Annotated in this window: 14 protein-coding genes; 5 read left to right on the top strand and 9 right to left on the bottom strand. The window is 64.9% G+C overall.

What is annotated here, in order from left to right; genetic code table 11:
* The first annotated feature begins 38 nt into the window (after positions 1-38).
* Both P6U24_RS02560 and P6U24_RS02555 read left to right on the top strand, forming a co-directional pair.
* Complete coding sequence (locus P6U24_RS02560) at positions 39-1244, top strand: pyridoxal-phosphate-dependent aminotransferase family protein (RefSeq protein WP_407157645.1); 1206 nt, start codon at positions 39-41, stop codon at positions 1242-1244.
* Positions 1245-1267: 23 nt separating this feature from the next.
* Complete coding sequence (locus tag P6U24_RS02555) at positions 1268-3367, top strand: S9 family peptidase (RefSeq protein WP_407157644.1); 2100 nt, start codon at positions 1268-1270, stop codon at positions 3365-3367.
* A gap of 64 nt (positions 3368-3431) precedes the next feature.
* On the opposite strand, the gene P6U24_RS02550 is transcribed toward P6U24_RS02555, so the two are convergent.
* The 3 genes from P6U24_RS02550 to araD all read right to left on the bottom strand — a co-directional run bounded on the left by P6U24_RS02550 (position 3432) and on the right by araD (position 7455).
* Positions 3432-4421: an ABC transporter substrate-binding protein gene (locus tag P6U24_RS02550; protein ID WP_407160747.1), complete on the bottom strand. Its 990-nt coding sequence runs from the start codon at positions 4419-4421 to the stop codon at positions 3432-3434.
* A gap of 448 nt (positions 4422-4869) precedes the next feature.
* On the bottom strand, positions 4870-5589 hold the full coding sequence (locus P6U24_RS02545) for a ribonuclease activity regulator RraA (RefSeq protein ID WP_407157643.1): 720 nt from the start codon (positions 5587-5589) through the stop codon (positions 4870-4872).
* 126 nt (positions 5590-5715) lie between these two features.
* The gene (gene araD, locus P6U24_RS02540) at positions 5716-7455 is read right to left on the bottom strand and encodes an L-arabinonate dehydratase (RefSeq protein WP_407157642.1); all 1740 of its coding nucleotides are present in this window, start codon (positions 7453-7455) and stop codon (positions 5716-5718) included.
* Between the two features lie 186 nt (positions 7456-7641).
* On the opposite strand from araD, the gene P6U24_RS02535 reads away from it, so the two are divergent.
* The 3 genes from P6U24_RS02535 to P6U24_RS02525 all read left to right on the top strand — a co-directional run bounded on the left by P6U24_RS02535 (position 7642) and on the right by P6U24_RS02525 (position 12749).
* Positions 7642-8352 (top strand): GntR family transcriptional regulator, encoded by a 711-nt coding sequence (locus P6U24_RS02535; RefSeq protein WP_407157641.1) that lies wholly within the window; start codon positions 7642-7644, stop codon positions 8350-8352.
* 370 nt (positions 8353-8722) lie between these two features.
* Entirely contained in the window at positions 8723-9160 is a 438-nt protein-coding gene (locus P6U24_RS02530) for a response regulator (protein WP_407157640.1), read from the top strand.
* Positions 9161-9266: 106 nt separating this feature from the next.
* Positions 9267-12749 carry a PAS domain S-box protein gene (locus tag P6U24_RS02525; protein WP_407160746.1) on the top strand — a complete coding sequence of 1161 codons (3483 nt, stop codon included), beginning with the start codon at positions 9267-9269 and terminating at the stop codon, positions 12747-12749.
* Positions 12750-12831: 82 nt separating this feature from the next.
* Here P6U24_RS02525 and P6U24_RS02520 read toward each other — a convergent pair whose 3' ends face one another.
* The 6 genes from P6U24_RS02520 to P6U24_RS02495 all read right to left on the bottom strand — a co-directional run bounded on the left by P6U24_RS02520 (position 12832) and on the right by P6U24_RS02495 (position 19322).
* Positions 12832-13467, bottom strand: coding sequence for a response regulator transcription factor (locus P6U24_RS02520; RefSeq protein WP_407157639.1), 636 nt, complete (start codon positions 13465-13467; stop codon positions 12832-12834).
* Positions 13468-14307: 840 nt separating this feature from the next.
* Positions 14308-14628 (bottom strand): PilZ domain-containing protein, encoded by a 321-nt coding sequence (locus P6U24_RS02515; protein WP_407157638.1) that lies wholly within the window; start codon positions 14626-14628, stop codon positions 14308-14310.
* Between the two features lie 23 nt (positions 14629-14651).
* Complete coding sequence (locus P6U24_RS02510; RefSeq protein ID WP_407157637.1) at positions 14652-15524, bottom strand: CheR family methyltransferase; 873 nt, start codon at positions 15522-15524, stop codon at positions 14652-14654.
* Between the two features lie 37 nt (positions 15525-15561).
* Complete coding sequence (locus P6U24_RS02505) at positions 15562-15954, bottom strand: PleD family two-component system response regulator (protein ID WP_407157636.1); 393 nt, start codon at positions 15952-15954, stop codon at positions 15562-15564.
* Positions 15955-15993: 39 nt separating this feature from the next.
* Entirely contained in the window at positions 15994-16467 is a 474-nt protein-coding gene (locus P6U24_RS02500; RefSeq protein ID WP_407157635.1) for a chemotaxis protein CheW, read from the bottom strand.
* Between the two features lie 26 nt (positions 16468-16493).
* Entirely contained in the window at positions 16494-19322 is a 2829-nt protein-coding gene (locus P6U24_RS02495) for a chemotaxis protein CheW (protein WP_407157634.1), read from the bottom strand.
* Positions 19323-19614: the final 292 nt, after the last annotated feature.

Genomic DNA, 19614 nt, shown 5'->3' with positions numbered 1-19614 from the left:
GGGCCCCTGACATCGACCGTTTCCAAAGGACATTCGAAATGACCGTTCGCGCGGGCCGGGAGTTTCTGGCCATCCCCGGACCCACCACCATGCCCGACGAGGTGCTGCAGGCCATGCACCGGCCGGCGCTCGACATCTACTCCGATCAGATGATCAACCTGACCGACAGCCTGATGACCGATCTCGGCAAGCTGTTCGCCACCAAAGGCAAGACCTACATCTACATCGCCAATGGCCACGGCGCCTGGGAGGCCGTGCTCTCCAACGTGCTGTCGCGCGGCGACAAGCTCCTGGTGCTGGAGAGCGGGCGCTTTGCGATCGGCTGGGGCCAGGCCGCGCGCATGATGGGCGCGGAGGTCGAGGTGCTCAAGGGCGACTGGCGCCGCGCGGTGCGTCCCGCCGAGGTCGAAGCGCGGCTGCGTGCCGACAAGGAACACACGATCAAGGCGATCGTGGTGACGCAGGTCGACACGGCCTCCGGCGTGTACAACGACATCGAGGCGATCGGCAAGGCGATCAGGGCCGCGGGCCATCCGGCGCTGTTCATGGTCGATACCGTGGCCTCGCTCGGCTGCATGCCCTACGAGATGGACAAATGGGGCGTCGACGTCACCATGTCGGGCTCGCAGAAGGGCCTGATGACGCCGCCAGGCCTCGGCTTCGTCGCCGCCAACGACCGCGCGCTCGAAGTGCACAAGAAGGCGGGCCTGCGCACGCCCTATTGGGATTGGAGCGAGCGCGAGGGCGAGGAGCATTACCGCAAATATGCCGGCACCGCGCCGGTGCATCTGTTGTTCGCCCTGCGCAAGGCGATCGACATGCTGTTCGAGGAAGGGCTGGAGAACGCCTATCGCAGGCATAGGCTGTTGGGCGAAGCCGTGCGTCGCGCCGTCACGGTGTGGAGCGAAGGCCAGGTGCTGAGCCTCAACATTGCGGAAGCGAGCGAGCGTTCCGATACGGTGACCACGGTGCTGATGGGCGGCGAGCATGACCCTGCCGCGCTCTATCGCTACTGCAAGGAGCATTGCGGTGTCATCCTTGGCGCCGGGATCGGCGACCTCTCGGGCAAGGCGTTCCGCATCGCCCATATGGGCCATGTCAACGCGCCGATGATTCTCGGCACGCTCGGGGTGATCGAAGTCGCGCTGACCGCGTTGAAGATTCCGCACGGCCGGGGCGGCGTCGATGCCGCGGTGCAATGGCTCGGCGAGAAGGTCAGCCCGACCAGCGAGACGCAGCTGTAAGAGAGCCCACGATAAGAGAGCTTATGAGCAACACGACCGAACAGGCGCCGGTGGCGCCGCGCCGCCCGCACTCCTTCAGCCTCCACGGCATCGCCATCCAGGACGACTATGCCTGGCTGAAGGACCCCAACTGGCAGGAGGTGCTGCGCGATCCGCAGTTGCTGGATGCGGACATCCGTTCCTATTTGGAGGCGGAGAACACCTATGCGGAGCGCCTGCTCGGTCACACCGCCGCGCTGCAGAAGACGCTGGTCGCGGAAATGCGCGGCCGCATCAAGGAGGACGATTCCTCAGTCCCCTCGCCGGACGGGCCTTACGCCTATTTCCGGAAGTACCGGGAAGGCGGTCAGCACGAGATGTATGGCCGCATGCCGCGCAATGGCGGACCGGAGTCCATCGTGCTCGACGGCGACGCGCTCGCCAAGGATCATGAGTATTTCAAGTTCGGCGGCAGCCGCCACTCGCATGACCACAGACTGATCGCCTGGAGCGCCGACACCAAGGGCTCGGAATATTTCGCGATTCGCGTGCGCGAGTGGGAGACGGCCACGGATCATGACGATCTGGTCGAGGAGACCGATGGCGGCGTGGTCTGGGCGCTCGACTGCAAGAGCTTCTTTTATGTCAAGCTCGACGACAACCACCGGCCGTTGCAGGTGTGGCGGCACAAGCTCGGCACCGCGCAGGCCGATGACGTTCTGGTCTACGAAGAGCCGGATGCCGGCTGGTTCACCCACCTGCATGAGTCGACGTCCGGCCGCTTCTGCGTGATCGCCGGCGGCGATCACGAGACCTCCGAGCAGCGGCTGATCGACCTCGCCAATCCCGACGCGCCGCCCCGGCTCGTCGCCGCGCGCGAGGAAGGCGTGCAATATGACGTCGCCGACCACGGCGATCAGCTCTACATCCTGACCAACGTGGACGGCGCGATCGACTTCAAGATCGTCACGGCGCCGCTGGCGGCGCCGGAGCGCGCCAACTGGCGCGATCTGATCCCGCACCGTGCCGGCGTCTATGTGCTCGACCATGACCTCTATTCCGGCCATCTGGTGCGGCTGGAGCGCGCCAATGCGCTGCCGGCGATCGTGATCCGCGACCTCAGGACCAGCGAGGAGCATGCGATCGCTTTCGACGAGGCCGCCTATTCGCTCGACGCGATGGGCTCCTACGAGTTCGACACCACGACCCTGCGTTTCTCCTATTCGTCGATGACGACGCCGTCGGAAGTCTATGACTACGACATGGTCACGCGCGAGCGAACCCTTCGCAAGCGGCAGGAGATTCCGTCCGGCCATAACCCTGCCGACTACGTCACCACCCGCATCATGGCCAGGGCCGATGACGGCGCCGAGGTGCCGGTGTCACTGTTGCACCGGCGAAATTTCGTCCGCGATGGCAAGGCGCCGCTGCTGCTCTATGGCTACGGCTCCTACGGCATGGCGATGCCGGCCTCCTTCAGCGCCAACCGCCTGTCCCTGGTCGATCGCGGCTTCGTCTATGCGATCGCCCATATCCGCGGCGGCACCGACAAGGGCTGGGGCTGGTATCTCGACGGCAAGCGCGCCAAGAAAACCAACAGCTTCGACGATTTCGCGGCCTGCGCGCGCGCATTGATCAGCGAGAACTACACCAGCGCCAAGCGCATCGTCGGCCATGGCGGCAGCGCGGGTGGCATGCTGATGGGCGCGGTCGCCAACCGTGCCGGCGAGCTGTTCGCCGGCATCGTCGCCGAAGTGCCGTTCGTCGACGTGCTCAACACGATGCTCGATCACTCGCTGCCGCTGACGCCGCCGGAATGGCCGGAATGGGGCAACCCAACCGAGAGCGCGGAGGATTTCCGCACCATCCTGTCCTACTCGCCCTATGACAACATCGCCGCGAAACCCTATCCGGCGATCCTGGCGATGGCGGGACTGACCGATCCGCGCGTCACCTATTGGGAGCCCGCGAAATGGGTCGCGCGGCTGCGCGCCACCATGACATCGGGCGGGCCGGTCGTGCTGCGCACCAACATGGGCGCAGGCCATGGCGGCGCCTCCGGCCGCTTCAACCGGCTCGACGAGGTCGCAATCATCTATGCGTTTGCGCTGTGGGCCGTGGGGCTCGCCGACAAGAGCGCGTGATGCTCGCTTGTCCGGGACGACAGTCGTCGTGACGAACGCCTCGCGGCAACTTGCGCCGCGCGACTCAGCTGCCTTTCAGGTCATGGGCGATCGGCAGGTAATAGTCAGTCCATGACTTGGGCTGAGTCTTCAACGTGCCCGTTCTGACGAGATGGGTTGCCAGTTTCATCGTCCCCTGCGGCTCGAGATTCCACTCCATCATGCCGGGCTGCTTGAGCAGGGCCAGCAGGTCCTCGGTCGAGGTCCCATCACCCGTGATTTCCTTGTAGATCTCGACCGCTGTTCTGGTATCGCTGCGGATCAGGTCCTGCGCTTCCTTGGTGGCGTCGCGCACGGCCTGAATAATAATCGGATTCTCGGCGGCGAAGCGGGTCGAGGTGAAGAACTGCACCTGGCTCAGCGGGCCGCCCATGACGTCGGACGACGACATCACGACATGCGCTCCCGGCACGTTCTTCAGCTCCAGGTAGCTGAAGGGCGGGATCGAGAAATGACTGCGTACGTCTCGTTGGGGATCGGCGAGGGCGCCGTAGGCGTTGGGATGACTGAGCTGAACCGTGCTGGCGTCAAGCTTGCTCCATTGGTCGGTACCGAAGGCTTCGGCAGCCGCGATCTGCAGCACGATCGCCTGGGTCGACACCTTGAGCGTCGGCACGGCGATCTTGTCGGTCGGACCGAAATCCTTGATCGACTGGATGTTGGGATCGCGGCTGATCAGGGTCATTGGCTGCGCCGATGTCGCAACGATGCCCTTGACCCCGCCGAGCGTAATGTCCCAGAGCTGCAGCAGATTGCCGGTCCCGGTGTTCAGGATGTCGATCGTGCGCGACAGGAACGCGTCGGTCTGCGCGCCGCCGGTGGCGAAGGTGAGCCATTTGACGGTGACACCGGGCAGGCCGAGCGCCGCAGCGTGCTTCTCGATCAGCTTCTGCTTCTCGATGATATGACTGGGCATGTAGAAGATGCCCGGCTGCCGCGAGATCGCAATGTCCATCTTCTGCTGAGCTCGCGCAGGCACCGCGCCTGCGGCACCGAACAGGATTGCCATCAGCATCGCCACTACCGGACCGGCGGCCCAGCGTCTTGTCCGAACCATGGACACCTTTCCATTCACGTCGCCGCCTGACGGCGGATTTTGGCATTGGGGCTAATGCATCGATGCATGTCTGGCAAGGGTCTACCCCGCCATGGCCCCTCGCTCGCCTATGCTCCTTCGAAATGGACTAACCGTTTTCTTAACGCATCCTCAGTCCGATACCGATCTCGGCGTGTCGAGGAGGGCTGTCGCGTGTTCTCGAGCATGATGGAGCGACGCATTCAGCCGTCATTCCCGGTCAGGCGCGCAATTGCGCGCCGAGAACGCCGGGACCCATAATCACGATCCTTCGTTGTTGAGCGCGACAGCGCGACGTTCTTCGTCGTAACGACATTCCGGGAGTATGGGTCCCGGATCGCGCGCGCTGTCCTCGCTTGTCCGGGACGACAGCGGAATTTGCGGCTCGCTATCTTCCGTTCTTCTTCCGCCACGCCGCGAAATCGGTCAGCGTCTGTTCCTGCGTCGCCGGATACAGCCCGACGATCGAGCGGCCCTTCGCCACCTCCTCTGCAACGAAATCCTCGAATGCGGTCATCTCGAAGGTCTCGTCCGCGATCTCATCGGCGAGATGCGCGGGGATGACGATGACGCCGTCGGCATCGCCAAGGATCACGTCGCCGGGAAATACCGGCGCGTCCCCGCAGGCGATCGGCCCATTGATCTCGATCGCATGATGCAAGGTGAGATTGGTCGGCGCGCTCGGTCGCTGATGGAAGGCGGGAATGCCAAGCTTCGCAATCTCGGCGGCATCGCGGAAGCCGCCATCGGTGACCACACCGGCGACGCCGCGCTGCTGCAGGCGGCTCACCAGGATCGCGCCGGCGGACGCCGCGCGGGCATCCTTGCGGCTGTCCATCACCAGCACCGCGCCGGGCGGGCAATCCTCCACCGCCTTGCGCTGCGGATGCGCGGGGTCACGAAACACGTCGAGCCTGTTGAGATCCTCGCGCGCCGGAATATAGCGCAGGGTGAAAGCTTCGCCGACCATGGTCGGCTGCTCCGGATTTAAAGGGCGGACGCCCTGGATGCACTGGATGCGATAGCCGCGCTTGAACAGCGCGGTCGCAACCGTGGCGGTGGAGACGGTCTTGAGCTTGTTGCGGGTGGCATCGCTGAGCTTGGTCATGGTCTATCTCTCCGATCGACATTCCGGGATGCGCCGGGACAGCGCTGGCCCGGAATGCATACGCCCGATCATCGTTATGGATTCCGGGCTCGCCGCTGGCGCGGCGCCCCGGAATGACAGCTCGAACTAATAAATCGCCGGCTCGCCGGTGGCTGCGCCGAAGCCGGTCTCCAGGAAATCGAAGTCGCAGCCTTCGTTGGCCTGCTTGATATGACGTGCGAACATCCAGCCATAGCCGCGCCCGAAGCGCGGGGCCGGCGGCTTCCACTCGGCGCGGCGACGGGCAAGCTCATCCGCCGCCACATCGAGATTGATGGTGCGCGCGGCGACATCGAGCGTGATGCGATCACCATTCTTCACCAGCGCCAGCGGTCCGCCGACATAGGCCTCAGGCGCGACATGCAGGATGCAGGCGCCGTAGCTGGTGCCGCTCATGCGCGCATCCGACAGCCGCACCATATCGCGCACGCCCTGCTTCACCAGCTTGGTGGGGATCGGCAGCATGCCCCATTCCGGCATGCCGGGGCCGCCAATCGGCCCGGCATTGCGCAGGATCAGCACGTGGTCGGCCGTGACGTCGAGATCGGGATCGTCGATCGCCTTCTTCATCGACGGATAGTCGTCGAACACCAGCGCAGGCCCGGTGTGCTTGAGAAAGCGCGGATCGCAGGCGGACGGCTTGATGACGCAGCCGTCGGGGGCAAGATTGCCCCTGAGCACCGCGAGCGCGCCTTCCTTGTAGATCGGATAGGAAACGGAGCGGATGACATCGTCATTGTAGACCTCGGCGCCTGCGATGTTCTCACCGAGCGTCTTGCCGTTCACCGTCAGGCACTCGAGATGAAGATGCTCGCGGATACGGCTCATCAGCGCGGGCAGGCCGCCCGCGTAGTAGAAATCCTCCATTAGATAGGTGTCGCCGCTCGGCCGCACATTGGCCAGCACCGGCACCTTGCGGCTGGCACGATCGAAATCGTCGAGCCCGATATCGGCGCCGGCGCGGCGGGCCTGCGCGACCAGGTGGATGATCGCATTGGTCGAGCAGCCCATCGCCATCGCCACAGCGATCGCATTCTCGAACGCCGTCTTGGTCTGGATCTTCGAGGGCGTCAGATCTTCCCACACCATTTCGACGATGCGCCGGCCGCATTCGGAGGCCATGCGGACGTGCTCGGCATCGGCGGCCGGAATCGATGAGGCGCCGGGCAAGGTCATGCCGATCGCCTCGGCGATCGCGGTCATGGTGGAGGCCGTGCCCATGGTCATGCAGGTGCCGTGGCTGCGGGCGATGCCCGCCTCCATCGTGTCCCAATCCTTCTCGGAGAGTTTTCCGGCGCGCCGCTCGTCCCAGTACTTCCAGGCGTCCGAGCCCGAGCCGAGCGTCTTGCCCTTCCAATTGCCGCGCAGCATCGGACCCGCCGGCAAGTAGATCGCCGGCAGGTTCATACTGGTGGCACCGAGTAGCAGCGCGGGCGTGGTCTTGTCGCAGCCGCCCATCAGCACCACGCCGTCGACCGGGTGGCTGCGGAGGAGCTCCTCGGCATCCATCGCCAGCATGTTGCGGTAGAGCATGGTGGTCGGCTTCAACAGCGATTCCGACAGCGACAGCGCCGGCAGTTCGATCGGCAGACCACCGGCCATCAGCACGCCGCGTTTGACGTCGTCGACCCGCTGCTTGAAATGCATGTGACAGGGCTGCGCGTCCGACCAGGTGTTGAGGATCGCGATCAGCGGCCGGTCCTGCCATTCCTCGCGGGAGTAGCCGATCTGCATCACGCGCGAGCGATGACCGAACGACCTGAGATCATCAGGCGCGAACCAGCGCGCGCTGCGAAGCTGGTCGGGACGTTTACGCGTGTCGGTCATGATCGGCTCTCCCTGTCATCATGATCCCTCCCGACGGTGCGGCGCCGCGGCCGGCATCGGTTACGTGATGGGATCAATGAACGCGCCTCCCTTGTTCCGGCGGCGTCTTGACGGCTGGAAGGCAGAGATGCACTAATGCATTAGTGTATCTACGGCAAGCCTTTGTCCGCCAAATCTGTGTCCGCCATGGCTCCTCTTCCAGCGCAGCATCGAGCGGCAGCCGCCGAGCGTCTCGACCGCAGCCGTCAGGCGGCGCCGCAGGTGTATGCGCGATTGCGGGGGCTGATCACCGCGCTGGCGCTGCCGCCGGGAGCGCCGCTGTCCCGGACTGCGCTTGCAAAGGAATTCGGCCTCAGCTCGACGCCGATACGCGACGCATTGATGCGGCTCACCGAGGAGGGCCTGGTCGAGGTGTTCCCTCAGCACGCGACCCTGGTCAGCCGCATCGACCTGCGCCAGGCCGGGCTCGCGCATTTCCTGCGCCAGGCGCTGGAGCTCGAGGTCGTGCGCATGCTCGCGCTTCACGCCGATGCCGCGCTGTCAGGCGATCTCGACGAGATGATCGCACGCCAGCGGCGCTTTGCCAGAGAAGGCGACCTGGAATCCTTCATGGCCGCCGACGATGACTTTCATGCCCGGCTCTATGCCGCGGCCGACAAGCAGGATCTCTGGATGCTGGTGCGCAGCCGCAGCGGCCATATCGATCGGCTGCGCCGCTTGCATCTGCCCTCGCCCGGCCGGGCGCAGAACATCATTCGGCACCACCGGCTGATTGCGCAGGCGATCGGCGAGGGCAAGCCCGACGAGGCGCAGACGCATCTGCGCACCCACCTCTCCGGTACCCTCGGCGCGCTCGCCGCGATCCGCAGCCGCCATCGTGATTATCTGAAGGAGTGATGCGAGAGAGATCGGCCGCGTCCGCTGGCTTCACGTCCGCTTGGATCAAGCAGCCGCATCGGCGGCCATCCGCGCTTAGCTGTTGGGATACAAGCGGCACGGGAACAACGATGACCCTCTATTGATGCGTTTGAATTCATGCGTTTGAGCCGCTGCAAAGCCGTGGTCCCGGACAACTAAGGCGAGTATCGCCAGGGAACCCGCATACGGCCGCATCCGGCATGGCGATGCATCTCATGGGGCCACAAATTCGCAGAGAGCGCGGGATGAGGCGCCCCCGGCGTGTGCAAACTGCTTGCAGCCATCCGCGAATTGGGCAAAACCTTACAACTGGCCGTTGGTCTTGATTTGAACGAATCGAGGGTCGACTTTGGCGGAGATTCTGGTCGTGGACGACGAGCCGGTCATGCAGATGACCGTGGGGCGCGTGTTCGAGCAGGCCGGGGACGCTGCCGTCGCGGCCCACGCTCGCGCCAAGGGGCTGGCGATGAGGTTTCAGGCGAAGGCGTTCGACCTGCTGATCCCCGGCATCTTCATGCCTGGCATGGACGAGCTTGAGACCACGCACCGCATTCCGCGGCAGCGGCCCGACCTGGCGATCATCATCACATCCGGGCTGCCTCGCACGCCCGATTCGATGCAGGAACCGGACGATCCGATCATGGCAACCAGGCCCAAGCGATGGGCGCCTTGCTCAAGCCGTTCAGGCCGTCGGCTTTGCTCGCGATGGTCGCCGACTGTCTCACCTCATCGAGCCCGTCCACTGCGCAATCCAGGGCCGGACCGTGATGCTGTTTCGAACTCCTGACGCCAGAGGAACCTCGCAGCTCCTCCCCGGCGTGCTGGGCCGGCGCAAGAGCGACGAGCGCTGGTTCGAGCGCGGCACGTCGCTGACGAGCCGGCTTGCCGTCGCGATGATCCTGCTGGTGGCGATCGCGGTGTTCGCCGTCGGCTGGCTGAGCTATCGAAGCCTCGAGCAGGCGCTGCTGCCGCGCGCGCTGGACCGCGTCGAGGCCCATTCGCGGCTGATGGCGACCGAGCTCGAATTCTACGTGGCTGGCGCGCGCAACGATCTCATGAGCTATCGGGCCGACCCGAGCCTTGCGACGATGATCCGGACCTCGGTTGCAGGCGGCACCGATCCGCGCGAGGGGCTTTCGGTACAGGCCTTGCGGGAGCGGGTGGCGGCGCGCTTCTTCGCCGAGCTCGACGCCAAGCCGAGCTATGCCATGTTCCGCCTGGTCGGCCTGGACGACGGCCGCCGCGAGTTGATCCGCGTCGATCGCTTCGGGCCGAACGAGACCGTCAGGATCGTCCCCGAAGCCGAACTCGTCGCGCGCGGCGATCGTCCCTATTTCACCGAGACGCTGAAGCTCAAGCAGGGCGAAATCAGGGTCTCGCCGGTCATCCTCGACGGCAACGGCCGCGATTCCAGCGCCGACATCCCGATGCTTTGCGTCGGCACGCCGCTGCTTGGCCCCGACGGCAAGCCGTTCGGCGTTCTGCTCCTTGACGTCGACATGCGGCCGATCTTCAGGCACCTGCGCGCATCGGCCCGGCCCGGCGCGCAGCTCTATGTCGTCAACGCCAAGGGCGACTATCTCTTCCATCCCGATCCGCAGAAGGAGTTCGCGAGCAAGCGCGGCGGCACCGCGCGATGGCAGGACGATTTCCCATCGCTCGCCGCCATGGCCAACACCACGCGCAGCTTCGCGCAAATCGTGCAGGATGAGCACGGCCGTCCTGGGGGCGTCGCGTTCGCGCCCGCGCTGCTTGCCGGGCAGGAATGGGTCGGGGTGATCGAGACCATTCCGAACACCGCCTTCATGGCGCCCGCGCTCACGATCCGGCGAACGGCGCTGCAGGTCGGCCTGATTGCGATGCTGGGTGCGGCCGCGCTGGCCTTCATGGTGGCGCGCTCGCTGACGCGGCCTGTGAACCAGCTCACCGCCGCCGTCGAGGGCATCGGCCGCGGCGAACATGTGCGTTTTCCGGTCGACGCCGGCGGCGAGACCGGCGTGCTGGCGCGGGCGTTCTTCCGCGTCATGGACGAGGTTCGGGCCAAGACCGCCGAGCTCGAGCGCGAGGTCCAGGAGCATTATCTGACCGAGGCCGCACGCGACCATTTCGCGGCGCGCGAGCGGCTGTACAGCGCCGCGGTGGAATCGTCCAGCGACGCGATCGTGACCATGTCGCTCGATGGCACGATCACGGCCTGGAATCCGGCGGCCGAGCGCGTGTTCGGCTATCCACCCGAAGACGCAGTCGGCAAGAACATCAGCCTGGTCATCCCCCCGGACCGGACCGACGAGACGCGCGAAACCCTCGAGCGCGTCGGTCGTGGCGAGCGGATCCAGCAATATGAGACGATGCGGCTGCGCAAGGATGGCGTGCTGATCCAGGTCTCGCTGAGCATGTCGCCGATCGCGTCACCAGGCGGCCAGATCATCGGCGCCTCGAAGATCGCGCGCGACATCACCGAGAGCCGCAAGACCGAGCTGGCGCTGCGCCAGCAGACCGAGGAACGCCGCCGCATCTTCGAAACATCGCAGGACCTGATCCTGATCGCCGACCGCAAGGGCATCCTGGTCCAGGTGAGCCCGAGCTGCGAGAACATCCTGGGCTACGCGCCGGCCGAGATGATCGGCCGGAGCGGCGCCGATTTCATCCATCCCGACGACCTGCAAAAGGCGCGCGAGGAGATGCGCGCCTCGCGGCGCGGCCGCCGCGCCCGCAGCTCCGACTCGCGCTACATCCACAAGGACGGCCACATGGTGACGCTGTCCTGGACGGCGAGTTGGTCGGAGCCGGTGCAGCGGCACTTCTTCATCGGTCGCGACATGACCGAAAGCCGGCTCGCGCAGGAGACCCTGCGCGAAAGCGAGCAACTCGCGCGCAACATCGTCGAGACCGCGCTCGATGCGTTCGTCCAGATCGATGACGACGGCCGCGTCCTGAACTGGAATTCGCAGGCCGAACGGATCTTCGGCTGGGCGCGCTCGGACATTCTCGGCAAGGACGCGTTCGAGCTGATCGCAGACGAGGAGGAGCGCGAGGAGCTGCGCGCGGGGCTCGGCCGCATCGTGCTGACCGGAGAAAGCCAGGTGATCGGCCAGGGCCGGCGCCGCGAGATGATGGTCCGCCGCCGCGACGGCCGCGAATTCAAGGCGGAACTGAGCGTCACCGCGCTGCGGACCCGGAGCGGCTTCGTCTTCAACGGCTTCTTCCGCGATCTCACCGACAAGATCGCCGCCGAGGAGCGGATCCGCCAATCGGAGAAGATGGAGGCGATCGGCCAGCTGACCGGCGGCATCGCCCACGACTTCAACAACATCCTGACGGTGATCACCGGCACGATCGAGATCCTCGCCTCCGCGGTCGCCAAGGAGCCGCAGCTCGCCGCCATCACCAGGATGATCGACGAGGCTGCCGCGCGCGGTGCCGATCTCACCCAGCACCTGCTCGCCTTCGCGCGCAGGCAGCCGCTGCAGCCGCGCGAGGTCGACATCAACACGCTGGTGATCGACACCGCCAAGCTGCTGCGTCCGACGCTTGGCGAGCAGATCGAGATCGAGTCGGCGTTCGAGGAGGAGACCTGCGCCGCGCATGTCGATCCCAATCAGCTCGCGACCGCGATCATCAATCTGGCGCTCAACGCGCGCGACGCCATGCCCGAGGGCGGCAAGCTGCTGCTCGAGACCGGCTGGGCCGATCTCGATGAGAACTATGCCAGCATGTATGATGATGTGCGCCCGGGCCGCTACGCGATGATCGCGGTCAGCGACAGCGGCAGCGGCATTCCGGCTTCGATCATCGACAAGGTGTTCAATCCGTTCTTCACGTCGAAGGGGCCCGGCAAGGGCACCGGCCTCGGCCTGTCCATGGTCTATGGCTTCGTCAAGCAGTCCGCCGGGCACATCCGGATCTACAGCGAGGAAGGTCACGGCACCACGATCCGGATGTATCTGCCGCCCGGCAGCGGCGTGCCGTCGGCGAGCGCGGAGGCTTCGTCGGTGGCGATCGAGGGCGGCCAGGAGACCGTTCTGGTCGTCGAGGACGACCGCCTGGTCCGCGGCTACGTGCTCGCGCAGCTGCATTCGCTCGGCTATGCCACGCTCGAGGCCGCAAACGGCGCCGAAGCGCTTGCCATCGTCGAGGCCGGGGAGCCGTTCGACCTGCTGTTCACCGATATCATCATGCCGGGCAGCATGAACGGGCGCCAGCTCGCATCCGCCGTGCAGCAGGCCAGGCCCGGCATGCCGGTGCTGTTCACCTCAGGCTATACCGAGAATGCGATCATGCATCACGGCAGGCTTGATTCGGGAATTCTGTTGCTCGCCAAGCCCTACCGCAAATCGGAGCTGGCGCGGATGATCCGCAGGGCGCTCGAAGCCTGATCGTAACGCCAATGAACCCGGACCGACGGGCGTCGGGCTGAGCGAGGGCGACCGAACCGCCGCCGTCAGCGTCGCAATCGGCTCAGGATGCGCGCGAAGCCGTCATCACGATGCGGATCAGATCCGCCGCATTACGAGCCCCGAGCTTCTTCATGATGTTGGCGCGATGATCCTCGATCGTTCGCGGGCTGATGCCGAGCGTGCGCCCGGCCTCCTTGTTCGAGGCGCCGGCCGTGAACTGCTCCAGCACCTCGCGCTCGCGCCGCGTCAGCGGCTCGCGACCGGGGAAATGCAGCGAACCGATCTTCGGCGTGGCATTCTCCTTCTGCCGGCGCGCAAATGCGCCAATCGCCTCGTTCAGCCGCGCCACGATCTCGGTGCCGCGGAACGGCTTCTCGATGAAGTCGAGTGCGCCGTTCTTGATTGCGTTCACCGCCATTGCGATGTCGCCCTGCCCCGAGATCATGAAGATCGGCGCGGGATAATCCTCGCCGTGCAGTTCCTTGAGAATATCGAGTCCGGATTTTCCTGGAATATGCACATCGAGCAAAATGCAGGCCGGCGTCCTGCTTCTTGCGACGGCCAGCAATGCCGCACCATCCGCGAAACAGATCACCTCGTACCCACCTGCCGACAAGACCATCGATAGGGTGTCGCGCACGGCTGGATCGTCGTCGACGACAAAGATCTCACCGCGGGAAGTCGTCTGTTCGGTCATGTCGATCGCTCTTCGAAAGAGAAGAATAACTTGAACACGCGCCTTATGATACCACACTCCGCGTGCGCTTTGGGCGCCCGTATTTGTACGGTTTATGAGCTTAACTCACAAGTAGTACGAGCCGTTCGCTCGGCAACCCTGACATCCGCAGAGGGCATCATGCGGGAACCCCGGCGACGCTCAGGGATCACAGCATACCAGGAACCGAGCCTTGATCGGGTCGCGTCGGAGCTCCGTGCACTGTTTTCGATGCGCGGGCGGACGCGCCGCCAGAGGCAACGAAGGTCGACAAACGATCGGTAACTCTAAGAGCTCAAGCGCGCGCCACCTGCTCGAAGCTGTCGACGTCGATCTTCGTGCTGCTCTGCACGATAGCTGACATTGGTCCGACGAATATAACGGTGACGAAGGCGCTGGCCGAGCCGCGTCTGCGCAACCGCGAAAATGAAACGGCGAGAAAGCTGCGGCGACTCCGTTAGGCAGGACGAGCAATTAGGCAGAATTAGCAGAGTAAGGCCGGGCCGAGCACCGCCTCGGCCTGGACCACAAGGAATGCACGGAGCCAGAAGATCAATCCGGCGCAAACGTACATAAAGCCGCGCGGCACTACGACGCGCGCGATCCACGCCGCTGCCGATGAATAACGATCGAACCGGCGAAGCGGACGCCGGCGATCGCGCCCGTAGCATCGCCGTCCTCGCGCGACAGGTCAAGCGTCACGCGACCGCGACGCTCCTTGCTGACTCCTCGACCGTGCCGGGCAGATAGCGACCACGCCGGTGTGGTTGCGCCGGCGTGGATGAGCAAAGCGGAGAGCTGAAAGAATGGGCAGCTGACGGCTCAGACCGTCGTGGCTTCCTGGTTGGAGGAGCTCGACCGTTTCTTCTTGTTCTTGCCCTTGATGAACTGGATGTCCATCTCGGAGCCGTTCACACGCACCAGCTCGCAGCGGCGATAGGCAAGCCCGGTCGATGACAGCAGCAGAAAGAATTCCTTCAGATTGAGGCCCTGGATCGAGCCTTCGACCGTCAGGATCGCGTCATTGTCGGAAATCGCATTGAGCTGGCAATCCCGCCGCCAGGTTCCGTCGATGCCCATGATGCAGACATCATAACCGCGGCTGAACGTGACGCGCTCTGCGCCCTTGTTTTCGTCGGCCATCTTCTATGTCCTTAAGTCGCGGGTCAATGTCCCGCCATTGTCGCCATCTTCTGCAGCGTGCCGAACGCGGGCGGCTTGGCAGGCGCCGCGCCGCTCGGCCGGTAGAGGCCGCGCCGCTCAGCGAGCGGCTTGAACACATCGGTCAATCCGACCACGGTCTCAGCGGCGCCGAGCACCAGGAAACCGTCCGCCTCCATCGACTTGGCGAGCCGGCCGAAGATGTTGATCTTCGTTTCCTGGTCGAAGTAGATCAGGACGTTGCGGCAGAAGATCACGTCGAACGTGCCAAGCTGGGAGAAATCGTGCAGCAGATTGAGCCGCCGGTGCTGGACCATGGCGCGCAGATCGGAGTTGATCTGCCAGAGCTCGCCGACCTGCTTGAAATACTTGACCAGCAGCTGGATCGGCAGGCCGCGCTGCACCTCGAACTGGCTGTAGAGGCCGGCCTTCGATTTCTCCAAGACTTCCTGTGACAGGTCGGTGGCGATGATCTCGACCCGCCAGCCGCTCAGCGCAGCGCCCATCTCCTTGAGGCACATTGCCAGCGAATACGGCTCCTGGCCCGTCGAGCCCGCGGCACACCAGATCCGCACCGACTTGCGGCTGGCACGCGCCTTCAACAGCTCCGGCATGATCGCTTCGCGGAAATGATCGAACGGAACCTTGTCGCGGAAGAAAAACGTCTCGTTGGTGGTCATGGCTTCGACCACCTGACCGATCAGGCTGCTATTTCCGTCCTTCAGCTTCTGGACCAGCTCTCCGATTCCGGGGAGCCCGGCTTTTCTCGCGAGCGGAAGCAGGCGGCTCTCGACCAGGTATTGCTTGTCGCTCGACAGGTCGAGACCGGACTTTTCTCGAAGCAACTTGCGCAGGAATTCGTAATCAGGCTGGTTCACGGACGGCCTCTTCTAGGCGAACGAGAGCACGGAGCGATCAAGCAGAAGCAGGAGACATGGATTGGTCGATGAGGCCGACCTCCTGGAACTTTGCCGAGACGATGTCCTTGTCGAACGGCTTCATGATGTACTCGTTGGCACCCGCGTTCAGGGCACGGGAAATGTGGTCGATGTCGTTCTCGGTGGTGCAGAACACGACCTTCGGCTCCTCGCCGCCGGGCATGCGGCGCAGCCGGCCAAGAAAATCGTAGCCGTCCATCACCGGCATGTTCCAATCCAGCAGGATCGCTTCCGGCAAGCTCTTCTTGCAGGCTTCCAATGCCTGCTCGCCGTCCTCGGCCTCGATCACCGCGAAACCGATCTCCTCGAGGATGCGCCGCGCGATCTTGCGAACCACACTTGAATCATCGACAACCAGACAAGTCTTCATTTCCACTCCCCCTTCGGTGGGATGTTTGAGCGCGGTTCGTTACGCGGCGAGTGCTGCCTTCGGCGCAAGTTCGAGCACGCAATCGACATCGAGGACGACCATGAGCTGGCCATCGAGGCGATGGACACCGCCGGCGAACTTGGCCATGCGTGGATCGAGATTGACCGGATTCTCCTCGCGGCCTTCTTCTGGAAGCCGCAGCACCTCGCCGATCTGGTCGATCAGCAGACCATAGGACTCGCCACGCAGGTCGACGCCGACCGCCATCGGCGGCTTGCCGTCATCGGCCTTGGACAGGCCGAGGCGCGCGCGCATGTCGATCACGGTGACGATGCGGCCGCGCAGGTTCAACACACCGGCGATCTCCGCCGAGGACAGCGGCACGCGCGTCAGCCGCTCCGGCATGAACACGTCCTGCACCCGCGAGATCGGCAGCCCGAACAGCTGCCCGCCGATCACGACGGTGACGTATTCGGCGACCTTGCTGTCACTGACTTCGACCTTGCTGCTCATCTTATCCTCCTCCCTGCCGCGGGGGTTCACGCCGCAACCTTGGCCGCTTCGGCCCTGGCCTGCTCGTCGATCTGTTCCTTCAGCGCCGCGATCAGGCCCTGACGGTCGAACTTGGCGATGTAGTCGTAGAAGCCGGCCTGACGGCCGCGCTCGATCGCCGCGGGCGACATCAGCGAGGACACCGCGATGACAGGCAGATGGTTCAGGTTCTGGTCGGCGCGAATGGTCTCGGCGAACTCGAAGCCGTTCATCTCCGGCATCTCGATGTCGGTGACGATGACGTTGAAGTTCTGGCCGGAGCGAAGCGTGGCAAGACCCTCGACCGCGGAGCTCGCGGTGCGCACCTTGTAGCCGGCCGACTTCAGCACCGGGGCCAGCATGTTGCGGAAGAACGCGCTATCGTCGACCAGGAGCACCGACTGGGTCAGCGATTCCGACCTCATCTCCTTGCGGATGAACCAGTCGGCGAACGCCATCGGCAGGAAGTGGCCGACATCGATCACCTCGGTGGCCTGGCCCTTGATCACCGCCGAGCCGAGAATGCCGTCGACCTTGGCGCCGGAGACCTCGATGTTGAGCCGCTCCTCGACGATGTCGATGATCTCGTCGACCACGAGGCCCATCGAGCGGCGGTCGTCCGCAAACACCAGGATCGGCTGCGAGCCTGACGTCTGGACCGCAACGCCTTCCATCTGCACCAGCGGCATCAGCTGATCGCGGTACTGCACCATGTAGCGGCCGTTGGAGAGCTCGATCTTGTCGGCGGCGATCTCCTCCAGGCGCGTGACGAGGCCGAGCGGCACCGCCTTGGGCTGCGCCGTGCCGGCGCGGAACACGAGAAGCGAGGTGAGCTGCTCGGCGCTGGAGACGTGCATGGCGTTGTGCTCGTCATTGACCGCATGCGAGGCGGAGCCGGCGGCGCCGAGCGCCTTGGCAATGCCGTTCGGGTCGATGATCATGATCACGGCGCCGTCGCCCAGGATGGTGTTGCCGGAGAACATGTCGATGTGACGCAGCTTGGTCGACATCGGCTTGACCACGATCTCCTCGGTGTGGAACACGCCATCGACCACGATGCCGAAGGTCTGGTTGCCGACCTGGGTCACCACGATGAAGCCGTTCTCCGGATCGATCGACGAGCCGTCGTCGATCTTCAAGAGCTTCTTCAGATGCATCAGCGGCAGCAGCTTGTTGCGCAGCCGCAAGACCGCGGTGTCCTTGATGCGCTCGATGCGGTGCTCGGAATTGGCGCGGGCGCGGACCAGCTCGACCACCGACAGCTGCGGGATCGCGAAGCGGTCGCCGCCGGCCTCGACGATCAGCGCCGAGACGATGGCGAGCGTCAGCGGAATCTTGATGGTGACCGAGGTGCCCTCGCCGGCCACCGACTTGATGTCGATGGTGCCGCCGATCTGGTCGATGTTGGTGCGCACCACGTCCATGCCGACGCCGCGGCCCGAGACCGAGGTGATCGCGGCGGCGGTCGAGAAGCCCGGCTCGAAGATGAACTTGTGGATCTGGGCTTCGGTCATCTTCTCGAGCTCGGCCTCGCTGACGAGGCCGTTCGCCACCGCCTTGGCCTTGATGCGCTCGGTGTTGAGCCCGCGGCCGTTGTCGGCGATGCAGATGATGATGTGGCCGCCTTCATGATAGGCGGACAGGCGGATGGTGCCCTGCTCGCCCTTGCCGGCCGCGACGCGCTCGGCGGTGGTCTCCAGACCATGGTCGGCGGAGTTGCGCACCATGTGGGTGAGCGGATCCTTGATCAGGTCGAGCACCTGGCGGTCGAGCTCGGTGTCGGCGCCGTGCATCTCGAGCTCGATCTGCTTGCCGAGCTCGGTCGCGAGATCGCGCACGATGCGCGGCAGCTTCTGCCAGGCATTGCCGATCGGCTGCATGCGCGTCTTCATGACGCCTTCCTGCAGCTCGGCGGTGACGTTGGAGAGGCGCTGCAGCGGCACCTTGAACTCGGTGTCCTCGTTGCGGCGGGCGATCTCCAGGAGCTGGTTGCGGGTCAGCACCAGCTCGGAGACCATCGTCATCAGATGTTCGAGCGTGTCGACGTTGACGCGGATCGACTGGTTGGCGACCTTGTCGCTCTCGGCCATCTCGCCTTCGGCGGCGACGGCCTTGCGAACCGGCTTGGCATCCTTCTTCGCCGGCGCGGCTTCGGCTTTGGCCGCAGGCGCCGCGGCCGGGGGCTTGGCAGCCGCCATCGCAGCGGCGGGCTTCGCAGCCGGCTTCGGTGCAGGCGCCGCGGGCTGCGCATGCGCGGCCGGCACTTCGATCGCGGTCTCGCGGAAGGCGCGCTCCAGCTCGTCGAGCGAGACCTCGCCCGGACGCAGCGGCCGCTCCAGCGTCTGGTCGATCAACGTGCCGTGCGTCATCTCCTTCTCCTTGGGCGCAGGAGCCGCGGCAACAGGTGCCGCCGGTGCGGGCGCCGGCGCTGCCACAGGCGCGCCTGCCGCCATGGCCGCCATGCCGCGCTCGACCATGGCTTCGAGCTCGTCGATCAGGTCGCGGTCGGCGCCCTCGGGCTCGGCTTCGGTCGCTTCGAGCTGGCCGAGAATGTCCTTGATGCGGTCGATCGTGGTGAGGATCAGCGTGACGGCCTCGCCGGTCACCGGCATGCCGTCGCGGAATTTGCCCATCAGCGTTTCGGCGGCGTGCGCCAGCGCTTCGAGCCGCGGCAGGCCGAGGAAGCCGCAGGTCCCCTTGATGGTGTGCACCAGGCGGAAGATGTTGTCCAAAATCTTGGCGTTGTTCGGCTCCTGCTCGAACCGAACGAGCTGATTGTCGACGGTGTCCAGGCTCTCGCTGGTCTCCGTCAGAAACTCACGCAACAGATCATCCATCAGACCGTGCCTTCCAAGAATAGGCGCTGCGATCGCAGAACGATCGCCGTTTCTGCCCGGAGATGCGTGGCAGCAGCTCCGACGCGCTCATCAAGCAGGCATGGACAAGCCATCGCGGTTGCCTGGCCGAACGCAGTGGGTTTCCCTCTCTGCAATCGATAAGGCTTGCGCTTTCTCTGTCCCGTTAATTTTGATGTCCGTGCAAATACGGAGCGAGGTACCGGCGATCGGCCCGGGATGCTGCGGCGGCCAGGACAGACGTCCCTCCATCACGAAGCTGCAGGCATTGCCT

It is taken from the genome of Bradyrhizobium sp. STM 3557, from assembly GCF_045571465.1.
In the GTDB taxonomy this organism is placed as follows: Bacteria; Pseudomonadota; Alphaproteobacteria; order Rhizobiales; family Xanthobacteraceae; genus Bradyrhizobium.
Note: the sequence above shows the minus strand (reverse complement) of the source record. Positions and strands in the feature narration are given on the sequence as shown.